This is a genomic window from Corallococcus llansteffanensis, from assembly GCF_003612055.1.
Lineage (GTDB): Bacteria > Myxococcota > Myxococcia > Myxococcales > Myxococcaceae > Corallococcus > Corallococcus llansteffanensis.
Genome location: NZ_RAWB01000058.1, coordinates 1 through 26329 on the forward strand (window position 1 = coordinate 1; position 26329 = coordinate 26329).

The following is a 26329-nucleotide window of genomic DNA, read 5'->3' on the forward strand; positions in this document are numbered from 1 at the left end:
CCCCAACGCCTTTCGCCCCATTTCCCCGCGCCCGACAGGAGGGCGCTCCCATGGCTGACAAGAAGCCCGTCAATCACATCCGTCTCACCTCGCACCCGGATGGCCAGGTGCCAGGGGTGCCCCTGCGCTGGGGCGAAGGGGAGCCGCTGCGCCGGGGCCCCGTGGTGGCCACGCTCTCCGACCCCTCGCACCGCAACGTCATCGGCACGCACTCCGGCGCGTATGCCATCTACCGCGCGCTGGCGGTGTCCGCGGGCAAGCTGCCGCAGGACCACAAGGCGGACCTGACCAACACCTCGCCCGCGGCGCAGGTGGGGCCGTACCCGTCGTGGGGGGACCCCAAGCGCATCGTGTCGCTGGACCCCTGGGGCGCGGTGGCGGGGCAGGTGTTCCGCGCCTACGCCGAGCAGGGCGTGGACTACAAACCCAGCATCGCCGTCACCCGGGCCCACATCAACATGCCGGAGGTGCGCGACGCGATGCTCGCCGGGCGCCTCCAGGTGGACGGCGACCTGGTGGCGGCCAACGGCGACATCAAGGTCGTGAAGGCCGCGGTGGAGCCCGTCTGGTTCCTGCCGGGCATCGCGGAGCGCTTCGGCCTCACGGAAGGCGCGCTGCGCCGGGGCCTCTTCGAGCACACCGGCGGCATGTTCCCGGAGCTCATCACCCGCCCGGACCTGCACGTCTTCCTGCCGCCCATTGGCGGACTGTCCCTGTATGTGTTTGGCGACATCGCGAAGCTCGCGGACAGGGACGTGCCGCTGGCGGCGCGCGTGCACGACGAGTGCAACGGCTCCGACGTGTTCGGCAGCGACATCTGCACCTGCCGCCCGTACCTGGTGCACGGCATTGAAGAGTGCGTGCGGACGGCGCAGCAGGGCGGGGTGGGGCTCATCGTCTACCACCGCAAGGAGGGCCGGGCGCTGGGCGAGGTGACCAAGTTCCTGGTCTACAACGCGCGCAAGCGGCAGGAGGGCGGCGACTCCGCGGCCACGTACTTCCACCGCACCGAGTGCGTGGCGGGCGTGCAGGACATGCGCTTCCAGGAGCTGATGCCAGACGTGCTGCACTGGCTGGGCATCACGCGCATCCACCGCTTCGTCTCCATGAGCGACATGAAGCACGACGCCATCGTGCGCTCGGGCATTGAAATCCTGGAGCGCGTGCCGATTCCGGAGGGCCTCATCCCGGCGGACGCGAAGGTGGAGATGGAGGCGAAGAAGGCGGCGGGCTACTTCACGCGCGGGCCGGTGGCGGACGCGGGGACGCTGGCGCAGGTGAAGGGACGGGACCTCGATGCTTGACGCGATCCGGGTGCAGGAAGTGTCTCCCACGGTGGCGTGGCTGCGCAGCCCGGCGGCCATCCGCGAGCGGTGTCACCAGGTGCTGGACCTGGGGCTGGCCGGGAGGCTGGAGTACTTCCGGGTGGAGCCGTCGCGGCTGCCGGTGGTGGTGGACCGGGTGCTGGCGGTGACGCACGAGGCGTACCCCCGGCTGGACATCCCGGTGCACAGCCGCTGGCGCCACTTCGACGCGGGAGGGGTGCCAAGGCTCGCGCAGCTGGAGGCGCGCCTGGCCTCGCTGCCGCCCGACGAGCGCGCCCGGGCGAAGGTGGACCTGGGCGTGGTGAGCGTGCTGCTGGACGCGGGCAGCGGGCCCGCGTGGCGCTACCAGGAGCCGAATGGCGCCAGCTACGTGCGCTCGGAGGGGCTGGCGGTCGCGTCGCTGCGGATGTTCATGGCGGGGGGCTTCTCGTCGGATCCGGACCGGCCGCTGCGCGCGGACGCGGAGGCGCTGAGCCGGATGACGCGCGAGGCGCTGGAGCGCGGCTTCCAGGTGTCCGCGTCCAACCCGCTGCTCGGGGTGGAGGGCCGGCTGCACCTGTTGCAGGGGCTGTCGCGGGTGCTGCCGAGGCCGGGGTCGATGTTCGACATGCTGGCGGCGCACCGCCGGAGCGTGCGGGCCACGGAGGTGCTGGGCACGGTGCTGGAGGTGCTGGGCCCCATCTGGCCCGGGCGCACGACGGTGGACGGCATCAACCTGGGGGACGTGTGGCCGCACCCGGCCCTGGGCCCGTCCGACAGCGCGGACGCGCTGGTGCCCTTCCACAAGTTGTCCCAGTGGCTGGCGTACTCGCTGGTGGAGCCGCTCGCGGACGCCGGCGTGACGGTGACGGAGCTGGACGCGCTCACCGGCCTGCCGGAGTACCGCAACGGCGGGCTCTTCGTGGACCTGGGCGTGCTGGTGCCCCAGGACCCGCGCCTGCTGAAGGAGGCGTATGACCCGGGCGACGCGCCCATCGTGGAGTGGCGCGCGCTGACGGTGGCGCTGCTGGACCGCGTGGCGGCGCTGGTGCGCGGACGGCTGGAGCTGAGCGCGGAGGAGCTGCCGCTGGCGAAGGTGCTCCAGGGCGGGACGTGGACGGCGGGGCGCCGGGTGGCGGCGGAGCTGCGCCCCGGCGGCGTGCCGCCCATCCGCGTGCGCAGTGACGGAACGGTCTTCTGAACACGTCGTGAAGCGCTGGAGCAGGCCCACAGGCCGTCCGGAGCTCCCGGCGGCGCGAGGAGAACCCATGGACTTCCCGAACTGCACGGTGGTGGATCACCCGCTGGTGAAGCACAAGCTGACGGTGATGCGCAGGACGGACACGAGCACGGCGTCCTTCCGGGCGCTGCTGGAGGAGATCTCCCTCCTGCTCGGGTACGAGGCGCTGCGCGACCTGAAGCTGCGCGAGGAGGAGATCCAGACCCCCATGGCCCGCACCACGGGCTGGGTGCTGGACGGCAAGAAGCTGGTGCTGGTGCCCATCCTCCGCGCGGGGCAGGGCATCCTGGACGGGCTGCTGCAACTGGTGCCGTCCGCGCGCGTGGGCCACATCGGGCTGTACCGCGACCCGGAGTCGCTGAGCGCGGTGGAGTACTACTACCGCGTGCCGGGCAACCTGGAGGACCGGGACGTCATCGTGTGTGACCCGATGCTCGCGACGGGGAACTCCGCGGTGGCCGCGCTCCAGCGCGTGAAGCGCAGCCGCCCCGGGAGCCTGCGCTTCGTGTGTCTGCTCGCGTGTCCCGAGGGCCTCACGAACCTGCGCGAGCACCACCCGGACGTGCATGTCTTCACCGCCGCCATCGACGACCGGCTGGACGCGCACGGCTACATCCTGCCGGGCCTGGGCGACGCGGGAGATCGCCTGTTCGGGACCAAGTAGGTAAACATTCTATACGCGATTTTCTTGATTGACGGGGAGACGTGTTTCACGTCTCCTTGTCTCATGAACATTTCTCGTGCGTTCCCCGCCTTCCTGTCGTCCGCGCTCCTGCTCATCTCCTGTGGCGAGGGCGCGTCCCCAGAGGCCGAAGGCGTCACCCCCGCCACACAGGAGCAGGCGGCGGACACCTTCGTCCTGCGTCAGACGAAGCCGACGGCGGCGAATACGGGCGCGGGCATCATCCGCGCCTACCCGACGAAGGTCGTCAACGGGGACGTCACGCTGAGCACGGCCGGACAGCGGCTGGCGGACACCATCGTCCACGGCCGGGTCATCATCAAGGCGGCGAACACGGTGGTGAGCAACTGCGTGGTGGACGGAGGGCCCGCGATGACGGGGGGCGGCGCCATCATCCAGATTGGCACCGGCGGCACGAACGCGCGCATCGAGTTCACCACCGTGCGCGCGGCGAATCCGACCTACTGGGTGAATGGCATTGGCATGCGCGAGTACACGGCCTACCGCACCAACGTGTCGGGCGTGGTGGATGCCTTCTCCGTGGCCCCCGCGACGTCGGGCGCCCCCGTGAACGTGTCCATCCAGGGCAGCTACGGGCACGACCTGGTGCACTTCTCGCCCGACCCGAACCACCCGGGCACCGACTCCCGCACGCACAACGACGTGCTCCAGTCCCACGGGGGCAGCGGGTTGGAGGTGATTGGGTCGAACTTCTCCGCGTACCACGACCAGACGATGGGGACCCTGCCCACGCCGAACCCGAAGAAGCAGATCGCCGCGATGATGATCAACACCATCGTCGGGCCCTCGTCGAACCTGAAGATCGAGGACAACTGGTTCGGCGGCGGCGTGTATTGCATCAACGGTGGCGGCGCGGCCGGCGGCGGCGGCACGTTCCTGCGCAACCGGTTCGACCGGGGCTCGGCGCAGACGTCGAACCCGGACACGTCGTACACGCTGGTGTTCGACAGCACGTTCGCGCAGACGTCCACGGGCAATGTCTACGAAGACAATGGCCATCCCGTGCTGGTGCGGACGGGGTACTGAGGCCGCGGGTCGACTATCCTCCGGGACATGCGAATGCTTGTCCCGGTGCTGCTGATGCTGTCGTCAGGCTGTGTCTCCCAGGGCGCGCGCCCCGAGGCTGCTTCCACCCCGGACGCCGCGGCTCCGGGGCCCGCTCCCGAGGCCTCCTCGTACACGGCCTGTGGCTGTGGTTGCTGCCCGGGCGTCGAACCGCACATCCAGTGCCTGGGGGGTGAGTCCCTCCAGTCCGTCATCGCCCGGGACAAGCAGGCGGCGGCGTCGCCGGACTGCCCCATGGCGGGGTGCTCGCTGCCCGTGAAGTACCAGGCTTGCGACGGATCTTGATTTCCGAGAAATAAGGAATTTAAAGTATATCCGGGTAAATGTTTTTTCCCTTTTCCCGGAGTCCAGGCATGCGCGCGTCGTGGCGGTCCACGGTGATGACGGTGATGTTGGGCGCGGTGTTCGCGCAGGGTGTCGCGGCCGCGGAGCCGGCTCCCCCGGCTGCGGAGACGCTCCGGGTGGAGGCGGGGGCGCAGCGCTGGACGGAGGACCTGTCCGTGGGCGAGGGCACGGGCGAGCTCGTGCGCACGCGGGACGGGTTGCTCTACGAGCCCAACGGCGTGATGCGCCGGCCTGAAGGGCTCAACCGGCTCACCGGCCTCTACACGTTCCCGGCGCGCACGCTGTCGGAGCCCGTGGACACGTTCAGGCCGAGGCTCCAGGCGACGCAGGCATTGGGAACGGGCGTCGAGGTGGACGTGCGCGTGCGCGTCCCCGGGGGCGCCTGGAGCGAGTGGCGCACCGCCACCGCGGGCGAGGCCGTGCGGCTGCCCCGCGCGGGCACGGAGGTGCAGGTGCGGCTGGCGCTGGTGGCGGACGAGCGCGGCCGGGGCCCGGTGGTCCAGGAGCTGGCGCTGGAAGGCTGGCGGGAGGGGAGTGACACCGAGCAGGGGCTCCAGCCACTGGCGGCGCTGACCTACCGCGTCTACGCCACCCGCGAGGGATTGGTGGGCGGCACGACGGCCAACGGGCACGTCATCAAGAGCAACGATCGCTTCGTGGCGCTGCCGTCCCGGCGGGGGCTCGCGTCGAACGGGGGCTCCGAGTACCAGGTGCGTGTCTGCTACGCGAAGACGGCGAAGTGCACGACGACGTCCGTGTGGGACGTGGGGCCGTGGAACACGAAGGATGACTACTGGAATCCGTCCAGCGTGCGCGAGATGTGGAAGACGCTGCCGCAGGGCAAGCCGGAGGCGCAGGCCGCGTACCAGGACGGCTTCAACGGTGGGTTGGATCAGTTCGGGCGCCGGCCGGCGAACCCTGCGGGCATCGACCTGGCGGACGGGACGTTCTGGACGGACCTGGGGATGTCGAACAACGACTGGGTGGACGTGACGTACCTGTGGACGTCGGGCGGGGGCACGCCGACGGGCCTGGTGATTGACAGCAACAACGCGAACAACGACCAGACGAAGGGCTACATCCAGCTCACGGGCTCAAGCTGGGCGTCGTCCACGAACGTGGCGGGCTACTACGGCAGCAGCTACCTGGTGTCCCCGGGCGCGGCGGTGTCGGAGCCGGCGACGTTCTACTTCTACCTGGCGGCGGCGGGCACGAAGACGGTGGATGCGTGGTGGACGGCGGCGACGGACCGCTCCACGGCCGCGCCCTTCATCGTCACGAGCGCGACGGGTACGCAATTGGCGAACGTGAAGGTGAACCAGACCGTCAACGGCGCCCGGTGGAACACGCTGGGCACGTGGAGCTTCCCGGCGGGCTGGAACAAGGTGCAGCTCAGCCGCTGGGTCACGGCGGGCACCTACGTCGTCGCGGACGCCATCCAGGTTCGATAGTCGTTCGGTAGTCCGGTAGGGCCGGCGGACTCCGGCGGGGGCGTCATGGACGTCCCCGCTGTCCGGGCGGTACAAAGCCAGACCACCGCTCTTCGAGTCGAGGGTCGTCCATGGCAGCGCGCACCGTGATCCCGCCTCCCCAGGCAGAGCCCCACCTCTACACGGACCTCGCGCCCTGGTGGCCGCTGTTCTCGCCGCCCGAGGAGTACGTCGAGGAGGCGGAGGACCTGCTCGGCATCCTGCGCACGGCGGCACCGGGGCCTGCGCGCACGATGCTGGAGTTGGGCTCGGGCGGTGGGAGCCTGGCCTTCCACCTGAAGGCCCACTACACGCTGACGTTGACGGACCGAGCGCCGGGGATGCTCGCGGTGAGCCGCGCCGTCAACCCGGAGTGCGAGCACCTGTTGGGGGACATGACGTCCCTGCGGCTTTCGCGCACGTTCGACCGGGTGATGGTGCACGACGCCATCATGTACGCGACGGACCGGGACACCGCGCGGGCCACGGTGCGCACGGCGGTGGAGCACTGCCGACCCGGAGGCGCGGTGGTGCTGCTGCCGGACTGCGTGCGGGACACGTTCGAGCCCCTCACCGAGACGGGGGGCCACGACGGGCCGGACGGGCGCGCGATGCGCTACCTCATGTGGACGTGGGATCCGGATCCGGAGGACGAGACCTTCGAGACCGCGTTCTCGTATGTGATGCGCGAGGCGGATGGGACGGTGAGCACGTCGCAGGAACGGCATCGCAATGGCCTGTTCCGGCGCGAGGACTGGCTCACGTGGATGCAGGAGGCGGGCTGTCCCGCGACGACCCGGCGCGACCCGTGGAACCGCGATGTGATCATCGGCGTGCGGGAGCCCCGTGGCGGGTGAGTCACGCCGTGCGGTGGCCGCGCTCCTGCTGGGGTTGATGCCGCTGCTGGGGACGGCCGCGCCCGCGCGCGTGGAGCTCGTCTTCGGCGGGGACGTGATTCCGCACGGCGAGGTGAAGTCGGTGGCGCGGGACCATGCGCGGAGCGGGGCGGTGCCCCCGGAGGGAGGCGCGGCGCCCTCGCTCAACCACGAGGGGTGGGACCACGTCTTCGGGCCGCTGTCGGACGTGCTGCGCACGGCGGACGTGGGCGTGGTGAACCTGGAGACGCCGGTCACGGACAACCGCAAGGCGGTGACGCGGGAACTCGTCTTCAACGCGCCGCCGGCGATGGTGCGGGCGCTGGTGGGGGCGGGCGTGAAGGTGGTGTCCACGGGCAACAACCACGCGAGGGATCAGCGCCCGGAGGGCCTGGTGGAGACGCTGCGCCACCTGGACGCGGCGGGCCTGCGCCACGTGGGCACCGGCGCCACGCGAGACGCGGCGTGGGAGCCGGTGTTCATGGAGGTGCGCGGGGTGCGGCTGGGGTTCCTCTCCTTCACGCGGATCCTGAATGGCTTCAGCAACCCGAAGGAAGCGGACGCAGCGCACGTGGCGCTGGTGCCCTATCCGGAGCACCGCTCGCGCCGGGGGCTGCGGGAGGAGGAGGCGGTGGAGCGGGTGCGCGCCGCGGCGGCGAGGTGTGACGCGCTGTTCGTGATGGGGCACTGGGGGCGGGAGTATTCAGACACGCCGAACCCGCTGGACCGGGCGCTGGGGCAGGCCTTCCTGGAGGCGGGGGCGTTCGCGGTCATCGGGCACCATCCGCACGTGCTCCAGCCGCTGGAGGCGTACACGACGAAGTCCGGACGGCGGGGGCTCATCGCGTACTCGCTGGGAAACCTGGTGGCGAACCAGGCGCGCTTCTACAAGCACGCCAAGGGAAGGACAGGCACGGAGGGAGACAAGCGGGACTCGCTGCTGCTGCGGGTGGGGGTGACGCGGGCGGAGCCCGGTGCCCCGGTGGCACTGGGGGACGTGGCGGTGTTGCCGGTGTGGATTGAAAACAACGCGACCGGCCGCAAGGCAAGGGTCCGCCGCAACATCCAGCCGGTGCTCATCGACCGGGAACTGGAGGAGGTGTCGCGCAGGTTGGCCGCGCTGGCCCTGCGAGCTGGGCCCCAGGACAAGGCGGTACGGACGGAGAAGGCGGCGCTGGAGCAACGGCTGGTGAACGCCCGGTATCGCCGGGAGCGCATCCTGCGAATGCTGCCCGCGGAGTTCCGCGTGGCCTCACCAGAGCTGCGGCGGCGCGAGGATGGCGCGGTGGGGCTGACAGCTCAGACGGTGCCGTGAAGCGGCACGCGGGCGACGAGGTCCGCGAGCTGTTCCCGGCAGGTGATGCAGCGCTGGCGGAAGTCCTCGCTCAGGTCGCTGGATGAGACGAGCGTGTCCCAGTACGCCAATGCATGACGGGCGGCGTCTGACCAGACATCCAGGTTGTCGGCTGTGGGGGGGGTAGGGTCAAACGAACGCGGCACAAGATGCGTTCCGCCTGCGGGCGCGAACATCATTGGTAGCATGTCGTAAATGGGGGCTAACCGGAACCGCTCCGGGGCATCCAAGAAGAAGGAAACGTTTCCGTTGTGCCGGTCGGTGTTTCCGATGAGCTGACCGAAGGTATCGAGCCAACGTACCCTCCGGTCGTCCTCCAGGTTGATGAATTTGCCGGCGAGCAGTTGCAGGGATACCTGGGTCCAGGTTCCTCCCTTGCCGATGTACTCATTGTCGAGGGCATTGAGGGACAGCAAGCCACGTCGTCCCCGCACACCAACTCGATCAAACCGAGTGACTTCAAGGAAGCGCTGAGCCCCTACGTTGAACCATTCAGAATGGGCCGCGTCAAAGCCCGCTGCACGAACCGCTTCCAGCGCGAGATGCTCGCATACGAGCAGATCACACCAACGTTGTGCGGCGGATCCGGTACTTGCATCGGCGAACTTCACGAGCACATGCCGCCCGTTCGAATAGACGGCGAACTTTGGCTGCTCACCTCCCGCTGATGAGCCTCCACTCTCCGCGAGGTTGTTCTGAACCAATTCGGGATAGCTATTCCGCTCGACCGTCTTGACCGAGGAGTCGAGGTAGCGCGCCAGAGACTCGGTGCCCAGAATGAGGTCTCCAGTGCAGTCCTCGCCACGCTTGCTGAGCGCGAGGAACACTAGATCATCGCTCCAGTTGTCCGGGCGAGAGGGCAGGGCCAAATCCTGGTGCCGTTGAAGGAAGCCCTTGCCCATGTAGCCCTGGGGTCTCATCTCCTCAGCGAAATGGGGGCGATTTTCGAAGTACTGCCCAGGCCCTTCCGTGCGCTCCAACCAAGCGCCCTGGGGGGACAGGAAATGAAGCATTCCCACTTTCTGAAGGTGGCCCGCTTCATCCACCCGATGGACGGGAATCTGGTCACCTAGGGTCGGCACTACCCGTGTCCGGAAGTACTTGGCCCCCCGGGTTCGCCCCATCCGGCAGATCTCGGCGCCTGCGGCCTTGAGCCAGCGGGACATTGTCTGCTGGGAAACCCCGAAATGCTGCTGGAGCACTTCCGCCGAGACCGGCTGGAGCCGCCGGACGACTTCCAGGAGCTGGGGGTAATCAGGTTGAAGGGCCATGAGTAGATAGGTGAGTAGATAACCCTAGGGCTCTGAGTCCTCAACCCCTTGATTTAACGTCAAGGTGAGTACTGGTACCCCAAATAGGTGAGTAGATTGCGTTCAAACCCACCAGTTCAAATGGGGGTACTGGGGGGACTACCGTGCGTCTACTGGGAGGAGGACTGCGCAGCCCGGTCGGTTCCATTCTTGCCAAGTGGCAAGGTCCAACAGGGAGCATGGCCTCTGCCGCTCTCCTACATAGCAGGCGTGCAGGCCCTCAGTAGTTAGGTGGGTTTATTTTGACCCCCACCACCTATGCAGCGTCTTGATGCCCTGGCCCTCTCCAAGGGCGCTGCAAGCAAGGGGATGGGCCACGAGAACCGTAGGGCCTTGAAGACCGGCGTCGTCACCCGGAGGCTTTGCCCCCCATCGATCACTCCCTGGGACACTGCGTCTTGAACGCGGTGTCCTGGTCGTCGCATGTGGGTGCTCCCCTCATCCTGGAGAGCGCTTGACCCACCCCCTGCCGTGGTTCCGCTGGAGCACCCTGGCCCTGTCGCTGGCCGCCTCCCTGTCCTGTGCACCCGTCGAGGACGTGGAGCCCCCTCCCAAGCCCGCATCCCAGGAGCAGGGCGTGGACGTGCCCGGCTTCGCGGAGCTGCACCACCACATGTTCGCGGAGGAGGCCTTCGCCGGTGGCTGGTTCCACGGCGGCGTCAACGGCTCGCTGGACACCTGCGACGGCGGCCTCCCGGAGAGCGACCACGCCCGCGTCCGCATGGACCTGAGCGGCCTGCTCAACCTGTGCCCCAACTCCGGCGGCGTGGACCTGAGCAACGTCCCCGTCCTGTCCCAGCTCTTCGGCGTGGCGGGCGCGGTGGGCTCGGAGTTCCTCGGCAAGATTGAAGGCACCCAAGGCGACACCGGCCTGCACCTGGGCCGCCGCGCCCCCGGCACCGAGTGGCCCCGCTGGGACACCATCGCCCACCAGCAGTCCTGGGGCGGGTGGCTCAAGCAGGCGCACCAGGGCGGCCTGTCGCTCGTCGTCGTGTCCGCCGTCAGCAACGGCTTCCTCTGTGAAGCCCTGCCTCCGCAGAACCGCAAGCGCGCCTGCGACGAGATGACGGACGTGGAGGTGCAGCTCCAGATGGCCCGCGCCTTCGACGCCGCCAATGACTGGGTGGAGATCGCCCTGTCACCCGCGGACGCGCGGCGGATCATCTCGCAGGGCCGGCTCGCCATGGTCCTCTCCATCGAGACCAGCAAGCTCTTCGGGACGAAGGACTGGCACGCGGAGCTGGACCGCTTCCACGCGCTGGGCGTGCGCACCCTCCAGCCCGTGCACCAACTGGACAACCGCTTCGGCGGCGCGGCCCCTCACAACGCCATCTTCCAGGCCGCGCAGTTCCTGGAGAACTGCCACATCGACACCGATTGCGGCATCACCACCGGAGGCTTCACCCTGGGCTTCGACGTGGATGCCCAGTGCCGCAACGTGCGCGGCCTCACGCCCGACGGTCAGCAGCTCCTCCAGGCGATGATGAACAAGGGCATGCTCATCGACCTGGCCCACCTGTCGGAGAAGGGCGTGCGGGACGCCTACGCCGTCGCCCAGCAGAACCGCTACTACCCGCTCTACATCAGCCACGGTCACTTCCGCGAGGTGATGAACGGCAAGCTCGCGGAGAACGAGAAGACCACCCCCGCCTGGGTCGTGCAGATGCTCCGGCGCACCGGCGGCATGTTCGGCCTGCGCACCGCGCACGACGAGACGCGCACGTACACGCCCGCGAACATCCCCAATGACTGTCAGGGCTCCAGCCGCTCCTTCGCGCAGGCGTATGAGTTCGGCCGCCAGGGCCTCAAGGTCAACATGGGCTTCGGCGCGGACTTCAATGGCTTCATCCAGCAGACCCGGCCCCGCTTCGGCCCCCACGGCGCGTGCTCCGCGGGCTTCCAGGCGGAGGCCGACGCGCAGGCCCACCAGCAGGAGCAGGAGTCCCCCGGCCGGCTGGGCACCCCGTTCGACGAGCAGGGCCTGGCCCACGTGGGCCTCCTGCCCGACCTGCTCCAGGACGTGCACAACCTGGGCGCGGACACCACGCCCCTGTCCCGCTCCGCGGAGCTGTTCATCCGCATGTGGGAGCGCACCGCGGGCAGCGCGCGCACCGGCGCCATGGCGGACGCGGCACTGGACATCGACACGAGCGGCGTCGCGCCCTGGGTGCCGCCCTCCGAGCGTGAGAAGGCCTACCCCTCCGTGTGCGGCAAGCCCTACGCCCCGGACTCCAAGACGATGGGCCAGGGCTGCCGCTTCGACGACGAGTGCCAGACCGAGCAGTGCACCTCCGTCCTCTGCGCCACCTTCGACGGCCGCTGCGTGTGCAACGACGACGGCGACTGCGGCAGCTCCCGCTACTGCCAGGATGAAATCCCGGGCAACCCGGGCGACAACGACTGCGTGAATCGCAAGACGGACGGCACGTCCTGCGGCCGCGACGGCCAATGCCTCTCCGGAGCATGCGGTGGCTGCTTCAACGCGGTCGGCTGGTGCTACACGCCGCGCTCCAAGGCGTATGGCCAGACGTGCAAGTCCGACCGCGAGTGCACCACCGACCGCTGCAGCGCGGACTGCTACCTGAACCCCACCGGAAGCTGCCTGTGCGACAGCGACTCGCACTGCGGCTCGGGCCAGTTCTGCGGCTGGGGGACCAACTCCGGCAAGTGCATGAACAAGCGCGGCCGGGGCGCGGTGTGCTCCAGCGATCGCGAGTGCGCGTCCGGCACCTGCCGCTGGTCGTTCACCTGCAAGTAACGCGTTAGCGGGGCGCCCCGGGCTTCCGGGGCGCCTCGTGCAGCTCCCGCAGCGAAACGATGCGCTCCAGCAGTGGCCCGCCCAGCTTCCTCCGGGCGATGCGCTGCGACGGATAGATGCCCCGGTGCCCGGTGAGCAGGTACGCCACCGTGGCGACGATGGCCACGTGGGGGAGCACCGCGCCGCCCACCAGCTCCACCGCCATCAATGACAGCGCGAGCGGCGTGTTGGACGCCGCCGCGAACAGGGCCGCCATGCCCACCGCCGCGCCCAGGTCCACCGGCAGGCCCAACAGCCGCGCGAGCACGTTGCCCAGCGCCGCGCCGATGAAGAACAGCGGCGTCACCTCTCCGCCAAGGAACCCCGCGCCCAGCGTCACCGCCGTGAAGACGAGCTTCCACGCGAACGCGCCCCACGGCAGCGACACGTCGTGGAACGCGCGCAGGATGCCGGGCACGCCCAGGCCCAGGTACTCGTTCGTCCCGGACAGCTGCCACAGCCCCACCACGCCCAGGCCGCCCAGCGCCATGCGCAAAGGCAGCCATGGCACCCGGCGCTCCAGGAGCTTCTTCAGCCCGTGCGTGCCTTCGATGAAGGCCACCGCCACCAGCGCCACTCCGGCCGCGAACACCAGCCACTTGCCCAGCACGGGCAGCGTGAGCGCGAGCGCCTGGGGCGTGGGGTACACGGTGTGATGGATGCCCAGCCCGCGCGTCACCAGGTCGCCCACCACCGCCGCGGTGAGCGCGGGCAGGAGCGCCTCGTAGCCCAGCCGGCCCACGCAGACGACCTCCAGCCCGAACACCGTCCCCGCCAGCGGCGTGCCGAACACCGAACCGAACCCGCCCGCGATGCCCGCCGCCAGCAGCTCGCGCCGCGTGGCCGGCGTCACCCGGAAGCGGTGGGCCACCTGGTCCGCGAGGCTCGCGCCCATCTGCACCGCGGTGCCCTCGCGCCCCGCGCTCCCGCCGAACAGGTGCGTGAGCACCGTGCCCAGAAGCACGAGGGGCGCCATGCGCAGGGGGAGCACCGCGTCCCCTTCATGCACCGTGTCCAGCACCAGGTTGTTGCCGCCCCGGATGGACGCGCCCCACCGGCCGTACACCGCGCCCACCACCAGCCCCGCCAGGGGCAGCGCGTACACCAGCGCTTCGTGCCCCAGCCGGAAGTCGGTGGCCCGCTCCAGCAGCGCCAGGAACACCGCGGACGCCACCCCGCACACCCCGCCCACGACGGTGCCCAGCAGCAGCCACTGTCCCAGCGCTCGGGCACCCGGGGGAAGGTTCACGGCCGCGCAGTCTAGGCGTGATGCGGCAACCCCGGCCGGGAAGTTCACCTTCGCCCAAACACAGACAGCGGATTCTTCCAGCGAGCGTGGTCACCAGGGCCTGAAACATATGAAACATCGCGTCAATCCGGAGCATCGCGTCATGCGGCGGCCCTCTCTGACGCGGCATGGCGGAATTCAGGTTCAACCGGGAATGCTCAGTGAAATGCTATTTCAGGTCTGGGAGGTGATTCCAAAGTCAAAGGCGTGTACCTTGCGCCGCCTCTCCCCTTCCAGGGGTGAGACCCCCTACCTTCTCAGGAGCCGGTATGTCCGTTCGTCGCAGCGGGCTGTCCCTCGTCGCCGTCCTCGCCGCCACCACGCTGGGTGGAAGCGCGATGGCCAGCACCATCAACCAGAACACGTCGTGGACCATCAACCGTTCGGCGTCTCAGACGTACCGGGTGGTGGCGTACGGCGACTCCATCTTCGCCGGCTACAACGGCGGCATCGGCAGCGTGGCGCGCCGTGGCGCTCCGGTCGTGGAAGGTGAGTACGCGGCGAAGAAGTGGGGCACGAACGTGGAGGTCATCCGCCGCACGAAGTCCGGTGCGAAGGCGGACGACATCTACAACAACAAGATTGTCGCGGACCGTTCGTACATGCAGACGACGAACACGCGCGTCGTGATGTTCGAGATGTGCGGCAACGACTACCTGCAGGCGCGCAGCGCGTTCACGGACCAGACGGGCACGTGCAACTACAGCGGCCTGCAGGCGGCGCTGACGGCGTGCACCACGTACATGGAGCGTGGCATGCAGGCCATCAACCAGTACGCGACCTCCGCCAAGGTGAAGGTCATCTCCAACATCTACTACCCCGGCTTCGACGCGGACAACGTGCTGACGGCCTGCACGGACTCGGCGACGGGGCAGAAGGTGAACAAGCAGACCTACTTCCTGCCGCTGCTGGCGCGCAGCAACTGGCGCGCCTGTAACCTGGCGGCGAAGTATGGCTTCAAGTGCGCGGACTCCTTCGCGGAGATGATGGCGGCGGACTACGACCGCAACGGCGACGGCCAGGTGGACTCGGCCGCGATTGCCTACCGCGCCGGTGAGACCGAGGACGCCTACGTGCAGCGCATCAGCGTGACCCTGCGCAGCACGCTGCGTGACGCGAACCTGCACCTGGCGAACGCGAGCACCAGCTTCGACTACATCCAGTCCGACAACACGCACCCGACGTACACGGGCTCCACCATCAGCGTGAACATCTTCTCCGGCTCCGGCTCCGGTTCGGCCGCGCCGGGCTACACGGACGCGCAGATCGTCGACGGCAAGAACCCGGACTGGAACAAGTTCGGCCACGAGCGCATGGGTTGGACGATCTCCAACTTCGATCCCGCGACGCCTTGAGCTGACGCGGTCTCCGTAGCACCCAGGGCCTCCGACCTGTCACCGGGTCGGGGGCCTTGTCCGTTCATCGCGGGTGAGCCGTAGCGGGGAGGACGCAATGGCCTGGTGCGAGCATCATGGGCAGCATTTCGGGCTCGTATGTCCGACCTGTGCGCGCACAGGTCCGCGCACGGGTCCTCGCCCTCGTCCAGACCCTTCTCCAGGCCCCTCTTCCGCTCCGAAGAGGCCGCCGTCGCCCAAGCCAGAGATCGCGAAGGCGCCGGCCCCGAAGAGGCAGAGGCCGCTCGGCGGACCGACTCCTGGCTTCATCGACCTGACGCAAGAGGATGAGCCCGAAGCCCTCCCTCCTCCGCCGATAATCATCGTCCTGGACGATGCGTCGGACGAGGCACCACCGCTCGCGCAACCTGCCCAGGCCGACCTCGCGCACGTCCGCGAGGTTCTTGCCGACGAGGAGTCGTGGTTGACGGACGACGTCATCAACCACGTCTATTCCAACCACCTGGAGCCGCTCCTGCGGCGGGACGCCCGATTCCAATACATTCCCCCGAGCATCACGCAGGTCGCGGCCCTGAGCCCGGGAGTCCTCGACCCGCTCCAGTGCGCGGGGTCCGTCGTCATCATTCCCGTCAACCGGGACAACCTGCACTGGTCCCTGTTGGTGTACTTCGCGAGAGCTCGCGTCTGCATCCACTACGACTCGCTCCAGGGGTACAACGCCGCCTTCGCCACCCATCTGTTCCATCAACTGAAGAGGGTGGGAGTCATTGCCGACAACGTCCGGTTCGTGCCCACCTCCGACCTTCTTCAACGGGACGGGTACAACTGCGGCGCATTCATGCTCTGCGTCATCGAGCTCATCATCCGGGCCAATGGACATCGGCCGCTCATTTCGGAGCTCCAGGGCATCTCGACCTCGACCTGCGCTGACCTCCGGCGCCGCTGGCGCGCCGCACTCCCGCATGCACCCCCCTCCGCGCGCGGGCCATCACCTTCCTCTCGCCGTCTTCCCTCGCCGGTGGATTGGTCCCTGGAGCAAGCCCTCAATGAGCTGCTCTGGCAGGGCCTCCACGTGGACTCCGGAAATGGCGGCGGCGATGCCACGGCGCTCGAAGAGCTCAAGGGGAAGATCTTCCAGGCCTGTGGGACGGGCGCATCGGGAGGTCTCCAGAAGGCGCTGACGCGGCAGTTCCAGGCGCTGGGCCTGGCTCGGATGCAGGCGCTCTTCCACGCCTTCAAGCGGTGCCCCCAGCTCATGCTGTTCATCTATGACCGGTTCGTGACCCGCTACGAGACGCTGTACAGGACCTACCGGAGCACCAAGCAAGAAGCCCGCTGGCTTTCCAACCTCCACAAGCCCAGCCCCAGTCGCTCCAACGGACCCTCGCTCAGTCACGACGTGAACGAGACGTTCCAGCGAAAGACCGTGCCCGGCCGTAAGGATTACTACCGCCACGACAGGTCCCCCTGGGCGAGACATCAGCTGGCGCCGCAGAGCTCCCCTGCGGAGGACCTCGAACAGGGAAATGACGACCTCCGCGCCTGGCTGCACACGCTGGTCAACCTGTCCCTGTGGAGGAAGGTCTTCTCCACCACCTATCCGAAGGGGTTGCGCGGCCAGAGCGTCGCCCATTTCCTGGAACTGGAGACGCCCTTCGGTCAGGTCCTGGTCCACAACATGAAGTACATATCCGGCAAGGGCACCACGCGCTTCCTGCTGAAGCTGACCAATCTCCAGGGCCAGTCACCGCCCCTGGCCCGAGGCACTCCCAGGACGGACATCCAGGAGTTCAACGCCGAGACCGTCTTCCTGGATGCCTCGTATGGGGATGAGCTGAAGTTGCTGACGCAGCTCATGAAGACGTGCAGGCTCACGGATGCTCAGGTCGCGACCCAGATGCTGTCGATGCTGGGCGGACGCCTGTCGCAACCCATGCCCCAGTTCTTCAGCGTGGAGGTCACCACTTCCGCCGTCACGGTGGTCATGGACTCCGCGCAATGGCAATCACGCCGGTACGGGGACCGGCCCCTGTTCACGGGCCAGGGGCTGGCCCAGGAGGTGCGGAAGAACTGCACGGTGACGTGTCGCGCGGACCTGATCCTTGTCTACCTGTGCAGCCACTTCTTCCTCGCGGAGCCCCGGCACGCGCTGCCGCTCTTCCTGGGGAACATGGAAGCGCTCGCGCTCGTGGAGAGGGGTGTGCTGACGTTCAAAGACCTGCTGGAGAGGTTCCCCGAGCGGGAAGGGGGTGAGGAAGGCTCGCTCTTCCCTTCCTACAATTACGGCGAGAGGTGGCGGGAGATCCGGCTCCCGCTTCTGCAGATCGCCGGGTACTACGACCACGCGCCGGACCTCCTCGACTACAAAAGCCAATCCCCGCGCCAGGTGAATACGCGGCAGCTGCTGGCGCTGGGTCGCACGGAGGATGACGGGGCCCTCTTCGCCCTCCACAAGATCCTCTTCATGCATTTCCTCTGCTGGATGTTCGGCACGGACATCGACCCACTGCTCAAGCCCTTGTGGGAAGGATGACCCGCGTCCCCGCGTGCCTCACCCCAGGGCCTCCGACCTGTCACCGGGTCGGGGGCCTTGTCGTGTCCGGGGCGCTCAGCTCCTGGCGGGCTGGGAGGAGGACTCGGGCGCCTGCCGCGACTCGTGGCACGTCTGTTCGGTGTCCGCGGCCGAGGGCTGCTGCTCATTCATGGAGACGGGCGCGCTCTTCAAGACTCCGCTCCAGCACTCGAACCCGGCCTCGCCGCAGGTGATGTAGGTCCTCGTTGCCCAGTAGTAGCAGCTGGCGGTGCACGGTGTTCTGTCGGAACAGACATCGTCGCAAAACGGATCATACGCCAGCGCGTTGGGCGCGAAGGCGAGGGCGGAGAGAGCAGTCAGCTTCACCAGCGGTCTGAGCAACGCGTTCATGGCTTCTCCTGTGGAGGTGCCTGCGAAGCCTACCGTGGGATGCGCCTCGACACGTCGAAGGTCGGTGACGCGTGAAGGTCTCGCGGTGTTCCGGGCACGGAGCCTGCGTCCGGTCGCTCGCACGCGCGTGATTTTCAACGTCTCCCGTTCAACGGGCCACCCTGTTACAGGGCAGATTGACCCAGAACCGAGGCGGACGGTAGATCGCCTAGACGCGGTGTGTCACGCGCCCGTGGAGGCAGTCCCGTGCATCCGTCGTCCCTGTCGTCATCACCGCCCGTGTCGGCTCCGTCCGAGGAGGGGCGACGCTTGCTCGAAGGGGGTGAGGACGCGTTGCCGGAGGTGTGGCTGGTGGAGGACAGCGCGCTCGAGTGCGAGCGCGCGCGGAGGGTGCTGGAGGGGCATTGTGTGCTCGAGGTCTTCGCCGAGGGCCCGACGATGCTGGAGCGGCTGGCGCTGGGAGTGCGTCCCGCGCTGGTGGTGCTCGACCTGAACCTGCCGGGGATTCCGGGCATCGAGCTGCTGCGCTTCCTGCGCGCCCAGCTGGACGCGGCGGAGCTCCCGGTGTTGATGCTCACCGTGGCGGGGAGCAAGGCGGATGTGGTGGAGAGCCTCCAGGCCGGGGCCAACGACTACGTCACGAAGCCCTATGATCCGGCGGAGCTGCTCGCGCGCGTCACCTCGCAGCTGCGCACCCAGCAGCTCCACCAGCGGCTCCGGCATGCGGAGGAGGGGTTTCGCCGGCTGGCGGCGCACCTGCCGGACGTGGTGGCCCGGTTCGACCGGCAGCACCGCCACACCTTCGTCAGCCCCAGCATCCGCCGGTTCACGACGGAGCCGGTGGAGCACTTCCTGGGGAAGACCAACGCCGAGCTGGGGATGCCCGCGGAGCGGGTCCGTCAGTGGGAGGTCGCCATCGACGAGGCCTTCACCGGCCGCGAGGTGGCGCTGGAGTTCGAGTTTCCCGGGACCGGGGGGCGGCGGGTGGTGCAGTCCCGCCTGCTTCCGGAGCGTGACGACCGGGGCAACGTCCTGTCGGTGCTGTCCATCGCCCGGGATGTCACCGAGGAGCGGATGCGGGCCGAGCACGAGCGGCACCTCATTGGCATTGTCAGCCATGACCTGAAGAATCCGTTGGCGGCCATCCTCATGCAGGTGCAGGTCGGGCTCGTGCGAGGGGGCGGGGACGCGGCCACCCGCGACATCCTCGAGCGCATCCGGAGGACGGCGACCCGGGCGACCGGCCTGGTGAGCGACCTGCTGGACTTCACCCGGACGCGCCTGGGGGGAGGCCTGCCGCTCGCCACCCGGCTCCAGGACCTGCGCGACGTGCTGGGGCAGGTCCTGGAGGAGTTGCGCATCGCGAGGCCCGACCGCCAGTTGCGCTGGGAGGTGGAGGGGGAGACCTCGCTCGTGGCGGACGGTGAGCGGCTGGCCCAGCTCGTGACCAACCTGGTCGCCAATGCCTTGCAATACAGCCCGCGGGAGACGGAGGTGCGGGTGCGGCTGGAGGGGCAGGCGGAGGCGGTGGTGCTCACGGTGCACAACCAGGGAGCGCCCATTCCGGCGGAGGTGCTCGCGAGGCTCTTCGAGCCCTTCCAGCGGGCCAGCGCGGAGCAGGACCGCAGCGGGCGGAACGTGGGGTTGGGGCTCTACATCGTCCACCAGATCGCGCGCGCCCACGGCGGCCAGGTCACGGTGCGCTCCTCGCAGGAGGACGGAACGACCTTCGCCGTGCGGCTGCCGCGCGTCCGGGACACGGCCTCACAGTAGAGTTGTGGGGGGTGCGCGCCGCGGATGTACAAACATCAGGCGCAGCGCCACCAGGAGGCCCCGATGAGGTCTGGCTGGCTCATGGTGTTGCTGCTCACGGTAGGCTGTGCGACGCCGCGCGTGGTCAACCTGGACACGGGGCGAGGCAAGCCCATCACCTATACGCCCACGGCGTCTGATCCGGTCGAGATCGACGAAGAGGGGTTCAAGCAGGCCATCACGCAGCTCGTGCTCGACGCGAAGCTGGACGTGGCGTTCCAGGCGTTCGAGCAGGATGACTGACATTCGTTGCTCGCCTCCGCTGGAGGTGTGGTGGACGGTGCCCAGGGACGCGGGGTGAATCCGGCGTACGAGCGCATCTGCCAGCGACAGGATGACCCGACAGGCTGCCTGAGCCTGCTTGGGAATGGCCTCATCCCGGCTTTCCTGGATCGACGGATGATGGCGCTCTCCTTCGCGCTCGACACGGTCTGGGACGGCGTGGAGGACGCCATCCAGGACCTGATGAACCCCGCCGTACTGCGGGCGATGGTCACCACGATGATCGGGAGTGCGCTGGTGATGCTGGTCGCGCCCGAGCCCATCACGAAGATCATCGCGATCGCGCTGACGGCTTCGTTGATTGCGTATCTCGGCACGGGCCCGGTGTGGAATCTGGGGAGGGGCTTCCTGCGGTTGATGGACGAGTCCAAGGGTGCTCGGAACCTCTCGGAGCTGGAGGAGGTGGGGCACCGCTTCGGAAGGGTGCTGGGGGACAACGGTGCTCGTGTCCTGGTCATCGTCGCGTTGACGGCGCTGGGCGGGAAGAACGCCATGGCCGCGCCCAGATGAAGCTGAGCGACCTCGCCAATCAGGTGCGGCTCAAGGAGCACAGGGGGCCTCATCCGCGCGAGTATCATGAAGAGGTGCTCAGGCGTATCGATGTGGCTACGAAGAGATGCCGGGGGGCCGAGCAGTGCAGGGGTGCGCTGGTGGATGAACTCATGAGCATCGCACGAGACCTCATGACGAAAGGTTCGAAGCTGCGGATGCTTGTCACGAAGCCTCCCAAGGACTGACTCATGGAGCGGCGCTTTTTTGATTTGAAGATCGACGTGGATGTTCCAGGACGTTGGTACCTCTCGGATCCGACCCTCCTTTCGGGAGAGGAGATCGACGACATCTGGCGCTTCACCGACGGTCGTCCGGTGGAGGTCCGCGAGCAGATGCGGCTCCCCCTTTTCAAGCCGGGCAAACCGACCGACATCGAGTTCGCAGGAGCGGGGCAGACACCCGTCGTCAGCTCACGGGTTGCGTCCGTATTTCGAGAAATGGCGCCAGACGCGATTCAGCTCTTTCCGGTCGAAGTGGAGGGAGAGACCGGGCCCTACTACGTGCTCAATGTCGCGCAGGAGCGCCGCTGTATCGACGACGCGGCGTGTGAGGAAGCACGACTGTGGACGCCGGAGGATGGACGGCCCGAACTCATCGGCAGCTACCATGTGGTGTCCGGGTTGCGCATCGACACGTCAAAGGTTGGCGATGCGCGCGTCTTCCGGCTCTGGGGCTGGCATCCACCCATCATCGTGGACGAGGAGATCAAGGAGGCGCTGGAGCGCGTCGGTATCGTGGGCGGGCGGTTCGACGTGGTTTGAGCGGTCCGTCTCGCACACGGCTACGTGGTGCGGAGTGCCCTGTGGATCAGGTGGATGTCTCGGAAGGATGGGATGCGCGCAGGGCCGAGGACGTGCTTCAAGGCCAGCCTCATCTGTGCCGCGCACCGGCGCGCTTCGAGTCCTCCGATGCCGGTGCCCAGGCCTGGACAGACGAGGGTCCGGATGATGGGGGACGCGGCACCTTCGTTGTGTCGCCTCACCGCGAGCAGGATGGCGCGGAACGCCAGGTAGGCATTGACGGTCTGCGCGACGCTTTCGGGGATGCGCATGGTGGGCGCGGCCACGAGGAAGGGCCAGCGCGCGTCGCCGGAGGACACGACTTCCGCGGCCCCGACGGGGAGCTCACCGTGGTGCCGCTCAAGGATGGCTTTCTGCACCGCGTCCTGCACCTGGAAGCCCAGCGTGTCCCGGATCGCCAGGTCGAGCCCTCCATCCATGATGCCGAAGCTGTTGGCCGGGCTGACCATCGCGTCCGCGGGAACGGAGAAGAAGTCCCCTTCCACCACGGAGACGAAGTCGAACTCCTCGAAGACCTCGGCCCAGGCCTTCGCCAACTGCGGCGCGCGGTCGATCAGGTAGATTTTCTCAGGGAGCATGTCTGCTCTCTCTAGCACCCCACCTGGACCTGGGCGTGCAACGCGTTATCTGAACTCATCCACGATGTAGACGCCCGCGCTGGAAGCGCCAAGGACGGCCATCCCAGGTTTGGAGGCTGGCAGCTTCCGGAGTTGCCCGATGCCCAACCGCGCCACCGCACAGATGGGAACCTGCGCTCCTCCATCCAGGGGCTGGGCGGCGTAGTACCGGATGACGGCCTGGGGACCGCTGGTCCAGACCCGGCCATAGAGCCGGGCCGGTGCCGCCAGGGGGCCGAGATCATCTTCGAGCACGCTTTCAATCGCGCCTTCGTACAAGGCGAGCGGGCCATTGGATTGATTCGCGTCGAGTTGGATCCACGCGGATGCGCCGACGAACAGCCGTAGGTAGTTCATCGCCTTACGCGCCTCTTCGGGGCACTTCTCAGGTCCCGGTGTGCCGTCAGGGCGGAGGGCCACTCCGCTCGTCGCGGAGCCAGGGCAACCGGACGAGGTCACGAGCAGCACTGCGCAGCCCAGGAGCGTGAGCTTGGTGGAGGCCATACGTCGCGCTCTTACTCCGCAACGAGGTCTGGATCGAGCTGAACGACCGCCTGTCGAAGGCCGTCCTGCCGGTAGAACTCCAGGAAGACCGAGGTCAACTTGCCGTCCTCGATGAAGGCGCTCCTGTCCGCCACGAACGCCACCACGCCGGATTCACCCGGAGCAATCGAGGGGCGGGTCGAGCGAACCGCGACGGCGCTTTCCCTTCCGCTGGAAACGCTCAGGAGCCGGGCGGACTTCATGCTCCAGGCCTGCTTCTGGGAGAGGTTCTTGAGCGTGAGGACGACGGCCGCCTTGCCCTTTCCCCGGAACAGGGTTGCCTTGAGCTGGGTGTCGCCATCCTCGCCGTTGATGCGACTCGCAATCATGAAGGGCGTCTGCGTGACAGCTCCTGCGGCAAGGAGCGCGGCGAGTGCGTGGTCCTCTGAGGTCTCTTCCTTGCGGTACCGCTGATTCTCCTCGGTCAGGGTGCCATTCTCCTCAAGCGCCCTGCGCAGCGCCGCGTGCATGGCCGCGTAGCTGTCACGGTCCTTGAACACGTCGACCTGTTGGTCGGGCCGGCCCTGCTTCTCCCATCCCGGAGGACGCAGGAGGAACGGCAGCTCGGTTCCATCCACCAACGTCACAATCAGGGGAACCCCCTCGTCCTCGTTGAGGTCGTGGAGGGGCTCCAGGATGACCTTGTTGCGGACCACCGCGAGTGGTTCGAGCCGCCCCTCCCAGCCGAGCAGCTTCGTCTTGCCGGGATCAACGGCCCTCTCGAACCGCAGCGTCGTGACCACCTGCCCCTTCACGTAGACGCGGTGGGTGTCGTCGTCCGGATGCTCCGAGAGCATGAGCGCACGCACGACGTTCTTCTCGCGCTCGCTGGCGTCAGCGACGGAGGCCACCAGGATGCAAAGCAGGAGGGTCCGAATCACGCACACAACCTACCAGGACGGCCGCGAAGCATCCAATCCTTCAGCCCGGCGACCGCAACGCGATTCCGACTCGCCATTAATGTCTACGTCGCGGGGCGCTGGTACCTGGGGGAGCCGACGACGCTCGCCGAGCAGGAGTTGGAGGACGTCAGGATGTTCGGCTACGGCCGCCCCGTGGAGCTTGGTGAGCTGCTGCGAGTTCCACTGGACCGACCTGGGAAGCCACTCGACTTCGACACCGCCGGAGTAGGGCAGACCCCTGTCGTCAACGCGCGGATCGCTGACGTGTTCCGTGAGTTGGTACCCCGCGATGTTCAGCTTTTTCCCGTTGAGGCCCAGGGACAGGCTGAGCCTGACTGGCTGATTGTTCCGCCCCTGGGGCTGGACTCCTCCCATCATCGTGGATGGGGAGATCAAGGATGTGCTGGAGCGCGTCGGTATCGTGGGGGGCGGTTCGACGCGGTTTGAGCGGACCGCGCGGCTTCAGTCCTGATCCGGCGCTCCCAGGGGGAAGAGTGGCCGGAACGGCCGCGCCTCCTCTACCGCCCGGGCGAAGGACGGGCGGGCCAGCAACCGCGTACGGTAGGCGCGCAGCACGGGAAAGGCCTCGGACATCCGGTGCGTCCAGTCCGCGTAGAACAGCGAGGGCGCGGCCGCGCAGTCCGCCAGCGTGAACTCCTCTCCCGCGGCCCAGGTCCTGCCCGAGAGCTGCCCTTCAAGCCAGGCGTAGGCGCGCTCCAGCTTTTCCCTGGCAAGCGCCAGTCCGTCCTGGCGCTTCACCGGGTCACCCGTCAGCGCACCGTCTACCGCGTGCTGCGCCGCGTTCATGACGTGCAGGTCGAAGAAGCGGTCGAGGAAGCGCACGTCCAGCGCGGCCATCGGGTCCGCGGGCAGCAGGCGCACCGGCCCGGGATGCACGAGCTGCAGGTGCTCGATGATGATGCTGGTCTCGACGATGCTGCGCTCGCCGTCCACCAGCAGCGGGAACTTGCGCAGCGGCCAGCGCCGCAGCCACTCGGCCGAATGTTGCGGCGTCTCCGGCCCGATACAGCGGAACTCGAAGGGCGTGCCGTTCTCGTACAGCGCGATGAGCACCTTCTGCGTGTACGAGGAGAAGGGATGACCGTAGAGCGCGAGCGACATCGTAGGATCTCTCCATTCAACCACTTGCGTTTTGCAAGGGGTTGAATCATATTTCCACTGCTTGCATGTTGCAAGTGGTAATCCCAGGAGGACGGCCATGCCGCAGACAGGACGGTCCGGCTGCCCGATCAACCTGACGCTCGAACAGCTCGGCGACCGTTGGAGCCTGATCGTCATCCGCGATGTCATGTTCGGGAACAGGCGCAGCTATGGCGAGCTCCTCGCGCAGAGCGAGGAAGGCATCGCCTCGAACATCCTCGCGGACCGCCTGAAGCGCCTGAGCGCGTCCGGCCTGCTGACGCGACGCCCTGATCCGAACCACCGGCAGAAGGGGACCTACAGCCTCACGGAAGCGGCCATCCAGCTCGTGCCCCTGCTCGCGCACATGGCCGCCTGGGGCCGCCGGCATACGCGGCCGAGCGAGGAGCTGTCGGTGCGCGCGGAGCTGCTGGAGAAGGGCGGCCCGCCACTCTGGGACGCGTTCATGGAGGAGCTGCGCCACCTGCACCTGGACGCGCCGCGCCCGGCGCGCTCGGTGTTCGGTGAACTCCAGGCTGCCTACGAGAAGGCGCTCGCGCGCCGCGCCCGCCACGCTCAGGACTGACCTTCAGCCCAACAGCCGCACCGCGAGGAACACCGGCAGGGCCACGTAATACAGCGCACGGCAGGTCCACTCGGCGCCGGTTCGCACGTGGCGTGCCCACCGGGGGCCCAGCCACGCGGCTCCGAAACACAGCGCCTCCGCGAGGGCCCTCCAGAAACAGCCGAACAGCAGCAGCGCCAGGAACACCGGCAGCCACGTCCGGACGAACGTCAGCAGGTACGCCTGAAGGCCATACATCTGCCATTCGCCGAAGGGTCCCCCGAAGGAGATGTATTGGTGCGCCCGGAAGAAGATGGCCGCGAGCACTCCCGGCACCAGGCCGTACTTCAGCGCCTGGTCGTACCAACGCCTGCGCCACTTCGCGCTCCGCGCCTGCGCGTAACGCACCCGTGGATGGTCGCGCGCCTCGCCCCGTGCCCCCATCGCCGTGAGCAGGGGCACCGGGTCCTGCGACTCCAGCCCGTACTCGAATGCGCGCCCCGTGCGCAGTCGCAGCGTGAGCCCGGGGCCCGGCATGGGCAGACGCCACGGGCGGACGGACTCCAGCGCTGCGAAGGGAATCTCGAAGTGCGCTCCCCCGCGCAGGGTCAGCACGAGCCCCCCCGCGCCCACCGTCACCGTGGCCCGCGTCCCCAGCCGCAACAAGTGCAGCGCGATGTACGGGAGCAGGCCTCCGACCGTCAGCCCCATCGCCAGCGGCCCGGGCTGCACGGTCTGCGTTCCCGCGAGGACATCCTGGAACAGCAGCGCCGTGAAGAAGCCGAGCGTGCCCAGGACCGCGGTGTGCACGAGCGCGCCCAGGGCACGCAGCCTCGGTGTGAAGGCGTGGACGGGGAAGGGGCCGGACGCTTCGACGGTCATGGGTGGGGGCGTGGCGGCGCGCGCATTGCTTCGAGGGGAGCGGCTTCCGTAGCATACGCAGCCCGGAGGCTCCCCGAGAACATGCGTTCCCCGCAGTCTGGCCCTGAGCGTCGCACGGATTCCGATGGCGTGACGCGGGTGACGCCCTCGCGAGAGTCTCGCGGCACGGGGTCGTGGCTCATCGGCGGCGCGACCCTCCTCACCGG

Annotated in this window: 22 protein-coding genes and 1 pseudogene; 15 read left to right on the top strand and 8 right to left on the bottom strand. The window is 68.2% G+C overall.

Translation table 11 applies throughout. The features are described 5' to 3' along the window. The first annotated feature begins 50 nt into the window (after nucleotides 1-50). The 8 genes from D7V93_RS08175 to D7V93_RS08210 all read left to right on the top strand — a co-directional run bounded on the left by D7V93_RS08175 (nucleotide 51) and on the right by D7V93_RS08210 (nucleotide 8316). Nucleotides 51-1304, top strand: coding sequence for a GTP cyclohydrolase II (locus D7V93_RS08175; RefSeq protein ID WP_120642848.1), 1254 nt, complete (start codon nucleotides 51-53; stop codon nucleotides 1302-1304). Further along, on the top strand, nucleotides 1297-2505 hold the full coding sequence (locus tag D7V93_RS08180) for a URC4/urg3 family protein (RefSeq protein ID WP_120642849.1): 1209 nt from the start codon (nucleotides 1297-1299) through the stop codon (nucleotides 2503-2505). The genes D7V93_RS08175 and D7V93_RS08180 overlap by 8 nt, the downstream gene beginning before the upstream one ends. A gap of 67 nt (nucleotides 2506-2572) precedes the next feature. After that, entirely contained in the window at nucleotides 2573-3208 is a 636-nt protein-coding gene (gene upp, locus D7V93_RS08185) for a uracil phosphoribosyltransferase (RefSeq protein WP_120642850.1), read from the top strand. Between the two features lie 63 nt (nucleotides 3209-3271). After that, entirely contained in the window at nucleotides 3272-4273 is a 1002-nt protein-coding gene (locus D7V93_RS08190; protein ID WP_120642851.1) for a hypothetical protein, read from the top strand. 27 nt (nucleotides 4274-4300) lie between these two features. Then, nucleotides 4301-4597 carry a hypothetical protein gene (locus D7V93_RS08195; protein ID WP_147451082.1) on the top strand — a complete coding sequence of 99 codons (297 nt, stop codon included), beginning with the start codon at nucleotides 4301-4303 and terminating at the stop codon, nucleotides 4595-4597. A gap of 68 nt (nucleotides 4598-4665) precedes the next feature. Further along, a complete protein-coding gene (locus D7V93_RS08200) occupies nucleotides 4666-6108 on the top strand; it encodes a DUF8814 domain-containing protein (RefSeq protein WP_120642853.1) in 1443 nt (480 codons plus the stop codon). A gap of 110 nt (nucleotides 6109-6218) precedes the next feature. Continuing rightward, nucleotides 6219-6983 carry a class I SAM-dependent methyltransferase gene (locus D7V93_RS08205; RefSeq protein WP_120642854.1) on the top strand — a complete coding sequence of 255 codons (765 nt, stop codon included), beginning with the start codon at nucleotides 6219-6221 and terminating at the stop codon, nucleotides 6981-6983. A gap of 37 nt (nucleotides 6984-7020) precedes the next feature. Next, on the top strand, nucleotides 7021-8316 hold the full coding sequence (locus tag D7V93_RS08210) for a CapA family protein (RefSeq protein ID WP_372338300.1): 1296 nt from the start codon (nucleotides 7021-7023) through the stop codon (nucleotides 8314-8316). Here the strand turns inward: D7V93_RS08210 and yjjJ are convergent. Continuing rightward, a complete protein-coding gene (gene yjjJ / locus D7V93_RS08215) occupies nucleotides 8301-9626 on the bottom strand; it encodes a type II toxin-antitoxin system HipA family toxin YjjJ (RefSeq protein WP_120642855.1) in 1326 nt (441 codons plus the stop codon). The two genes, D7V93_RS08210 and yjjJ, sit on opposite strands and share 16 nt — an antisense overlap. 493 nt (nucleotides 9627-10119) lie before the next feature. Between yjjJ and D7V93_RS08220 the strand changes: the two genes are divergently transcribed. Further along, a complete protein-coding gene (locus D7V93_RS08220) occupies nucleotides 10120-12423 on the top strand; it encodes a membrane dipeptidase (protein WP_120642856.1) in 2304 nt (767 codons plus the stop codon). Between the two features lie 4 nt (nucleotides 12424-12427). Here D7V93_RS08220 and D7V93_RS08225 read toward each other — a convergent pair whose 3' ends face one another. Continuing rightward, nucleotides 12428-13711: a chloride channel protein gene (locus D7V93_RS08225; RefSeq protein WP_120642857.1), complete on the bottom strand. Its 1284-nt coding sequence runs from the start codon at nucleotides 13709-13711 to the stop codon at nucleotides 12428-12430. A gap of 308 nt (nucleotides 13712-14019) precedes the next feature. Between D7V93_RS08225 and D7V93_RS08230 the strand changes: the two genes are divergently transcribed. Then, nucleotides 14020-15105 (top strand): SGNH/GDSL hydrolase family protein, encoded by a 1086-nt coding sequence (locus D7V93_RS08230; RefSeq protein WP_120642858.1) that lies wholly within the window; start codon nucleotides 14020-14022, stop codon nucleotides 15103-15105. A 463-nt stretch (nucleotides 15106-15568) separates the two neighbouring features. Continuing rightward, on the top strand, nucleotides 15569-17638 hold the full coding sequence (locus D7V93_RS08235; protein WP_158623675.1) for a Ulp1 family isopeptidase: 2070 nt from the start codon (nucleotides 15569-15571) through the stop codon (nucleotides 17636-17638). A 75-nt stretch (nucleotides 17639-17713) separates the two neighbouring features. On the opposite strand, the gene D7V93_RS08240 is transcribed toward D7V93_RS08235, so the two are convergent. Next, nucleotides 17714-18028 carry a hypothetical protein gene (locus tag D7V93_RS08240; protein WP_120642860.1) on the bottom strand — a complete coding sequence of 105 codons (315 nt, stop codon included), beginning with the start codon at nucleotides 18026-18028 and terminating at the stop codon, nucleotides 17714-17716. Between the two features lie 309 nt (nucleotides 18029-18337). On the opposite strand from D7V93_RS08240, the gene D7V93_RS08245 reads away from it, so the two are divergent. From D7V93_RS08245 to D7V93_RS08255, 3 genes and pseudogenes are all read left to right on the top strand, one after another. Continuing rightward, complete coding sequence (locus D7V93_RS08245) at nucleotides 18338-19801, top strand: sensor histidine kinase (protein WP_158623676.1); 1464 nt, start codon at nucleotides 18338-18340, stop codon at nucleotides 19799-19801. Between the two features lie 63 nt (nucleotides 19802-19864). Continuing rightward, nucleotides 19865-20859: pseudogene (locus tag D7V93_RS08250) on the top strand (AHH domain-containing protein). A gap of 3 nt (nucleotides 20860-20862) precedes the next feature. After that, on the top strand, nucleotides 20863-21435 hold the full coding sequence (locus tag D7V93_RS08255; protein ID WP_120642862.1) for an imm11 family protein: 573 nt from the start codon (nucleotides 20863-20865) through the stop codon (nucleotides 21433-21435). A 20-nt stretch (nucleotides 21436-21455) separates the two neighbouring features. Here D7V93_RS08255 and D7V93_RS08260 read toward each other — a convergent pair whose 3' ends face one another. From D7V93_RS08260 to D7V93_RS08280, 4 genes are all read right to left on the bottom strand, one after another. After that, on the bottom strand, nucleotides 21456-22052 hold the full coding sequence (locus D7V93_RS08260; protein ID WP_120642863.1) for a macro domain-containing protein: 597 nt from the start codon (nucleotides 22050-22052) through the stop codon (nucleotides 21456-21458). A 45-nt stretch (nucleotides 22053-22097) separates the two neighbouring features. Next, entirely contained in the window at nucleotides 22098-22595 is a 498-nt protein-coding gene (locus D7V93_RS08265; protein WP_120642864.1) for a hypothetical protein, read from the bottom strand. 11 nt (nucleotides 22596-22606) lie between these two features. Next, a complete protein-coding gene (locus D7V93_RS08270; RefSeq protein ID WP_341870918.1) occupies nucleotides 22607-23521 on the bottom strand; it encodes a DUF2381 family protein in 915 nt (304 codons plus the stop codon). Between the two features lie 477 nt (nucleotides 23522-23998). Continuing rightward, nucleotides 23999-24658: a glutathione S-transferase family protein gene (locus D7V93_RS08280; RefSeq protein WP_120642865.1), complete on the bottom strand. Its 660-nt coding sequence runs from the start codon at nucleotides 24656-24658 to the stop codon at nucleotides 23999-24001. A 97-nt stretch (nucleotides 24659-24755) separates the two neighbouring features. Here D7V93_RS08280 and D7V93_RS08285 point away from each other — a divergent pair, with 97 nt between their 5' ends. After that, nucleotides 24756-25262, top strand: coding sequence for a winged helix-turn-helix transcriptional regulator (locus tag D7V93_RS08285; protein WP_120642866.1), 507 nt, complete (start codon nucleotides 24756-24758; stop codon nucleotides 25260-25262). Nucleotides 25263-25265: 3 nt separating this feature from the next. On the opposite strand, the gene D7V93_RS08290 is transcribed toward D7V93_RS08285, so the two are convergent. After that, complete coding sequence (locus tag D7V93_RS08290; RefSeq protein ID WP_120642867.1) at nucleotides 25266-26123, bottom strand: hypothetical protein; 858 nt, start codon at nucleotides 26121-26123, stop codon at nucleotides 25266-25268. Between the last annotated feature and the right edge of the window lie 206 nt (nucleotides 26124-26329).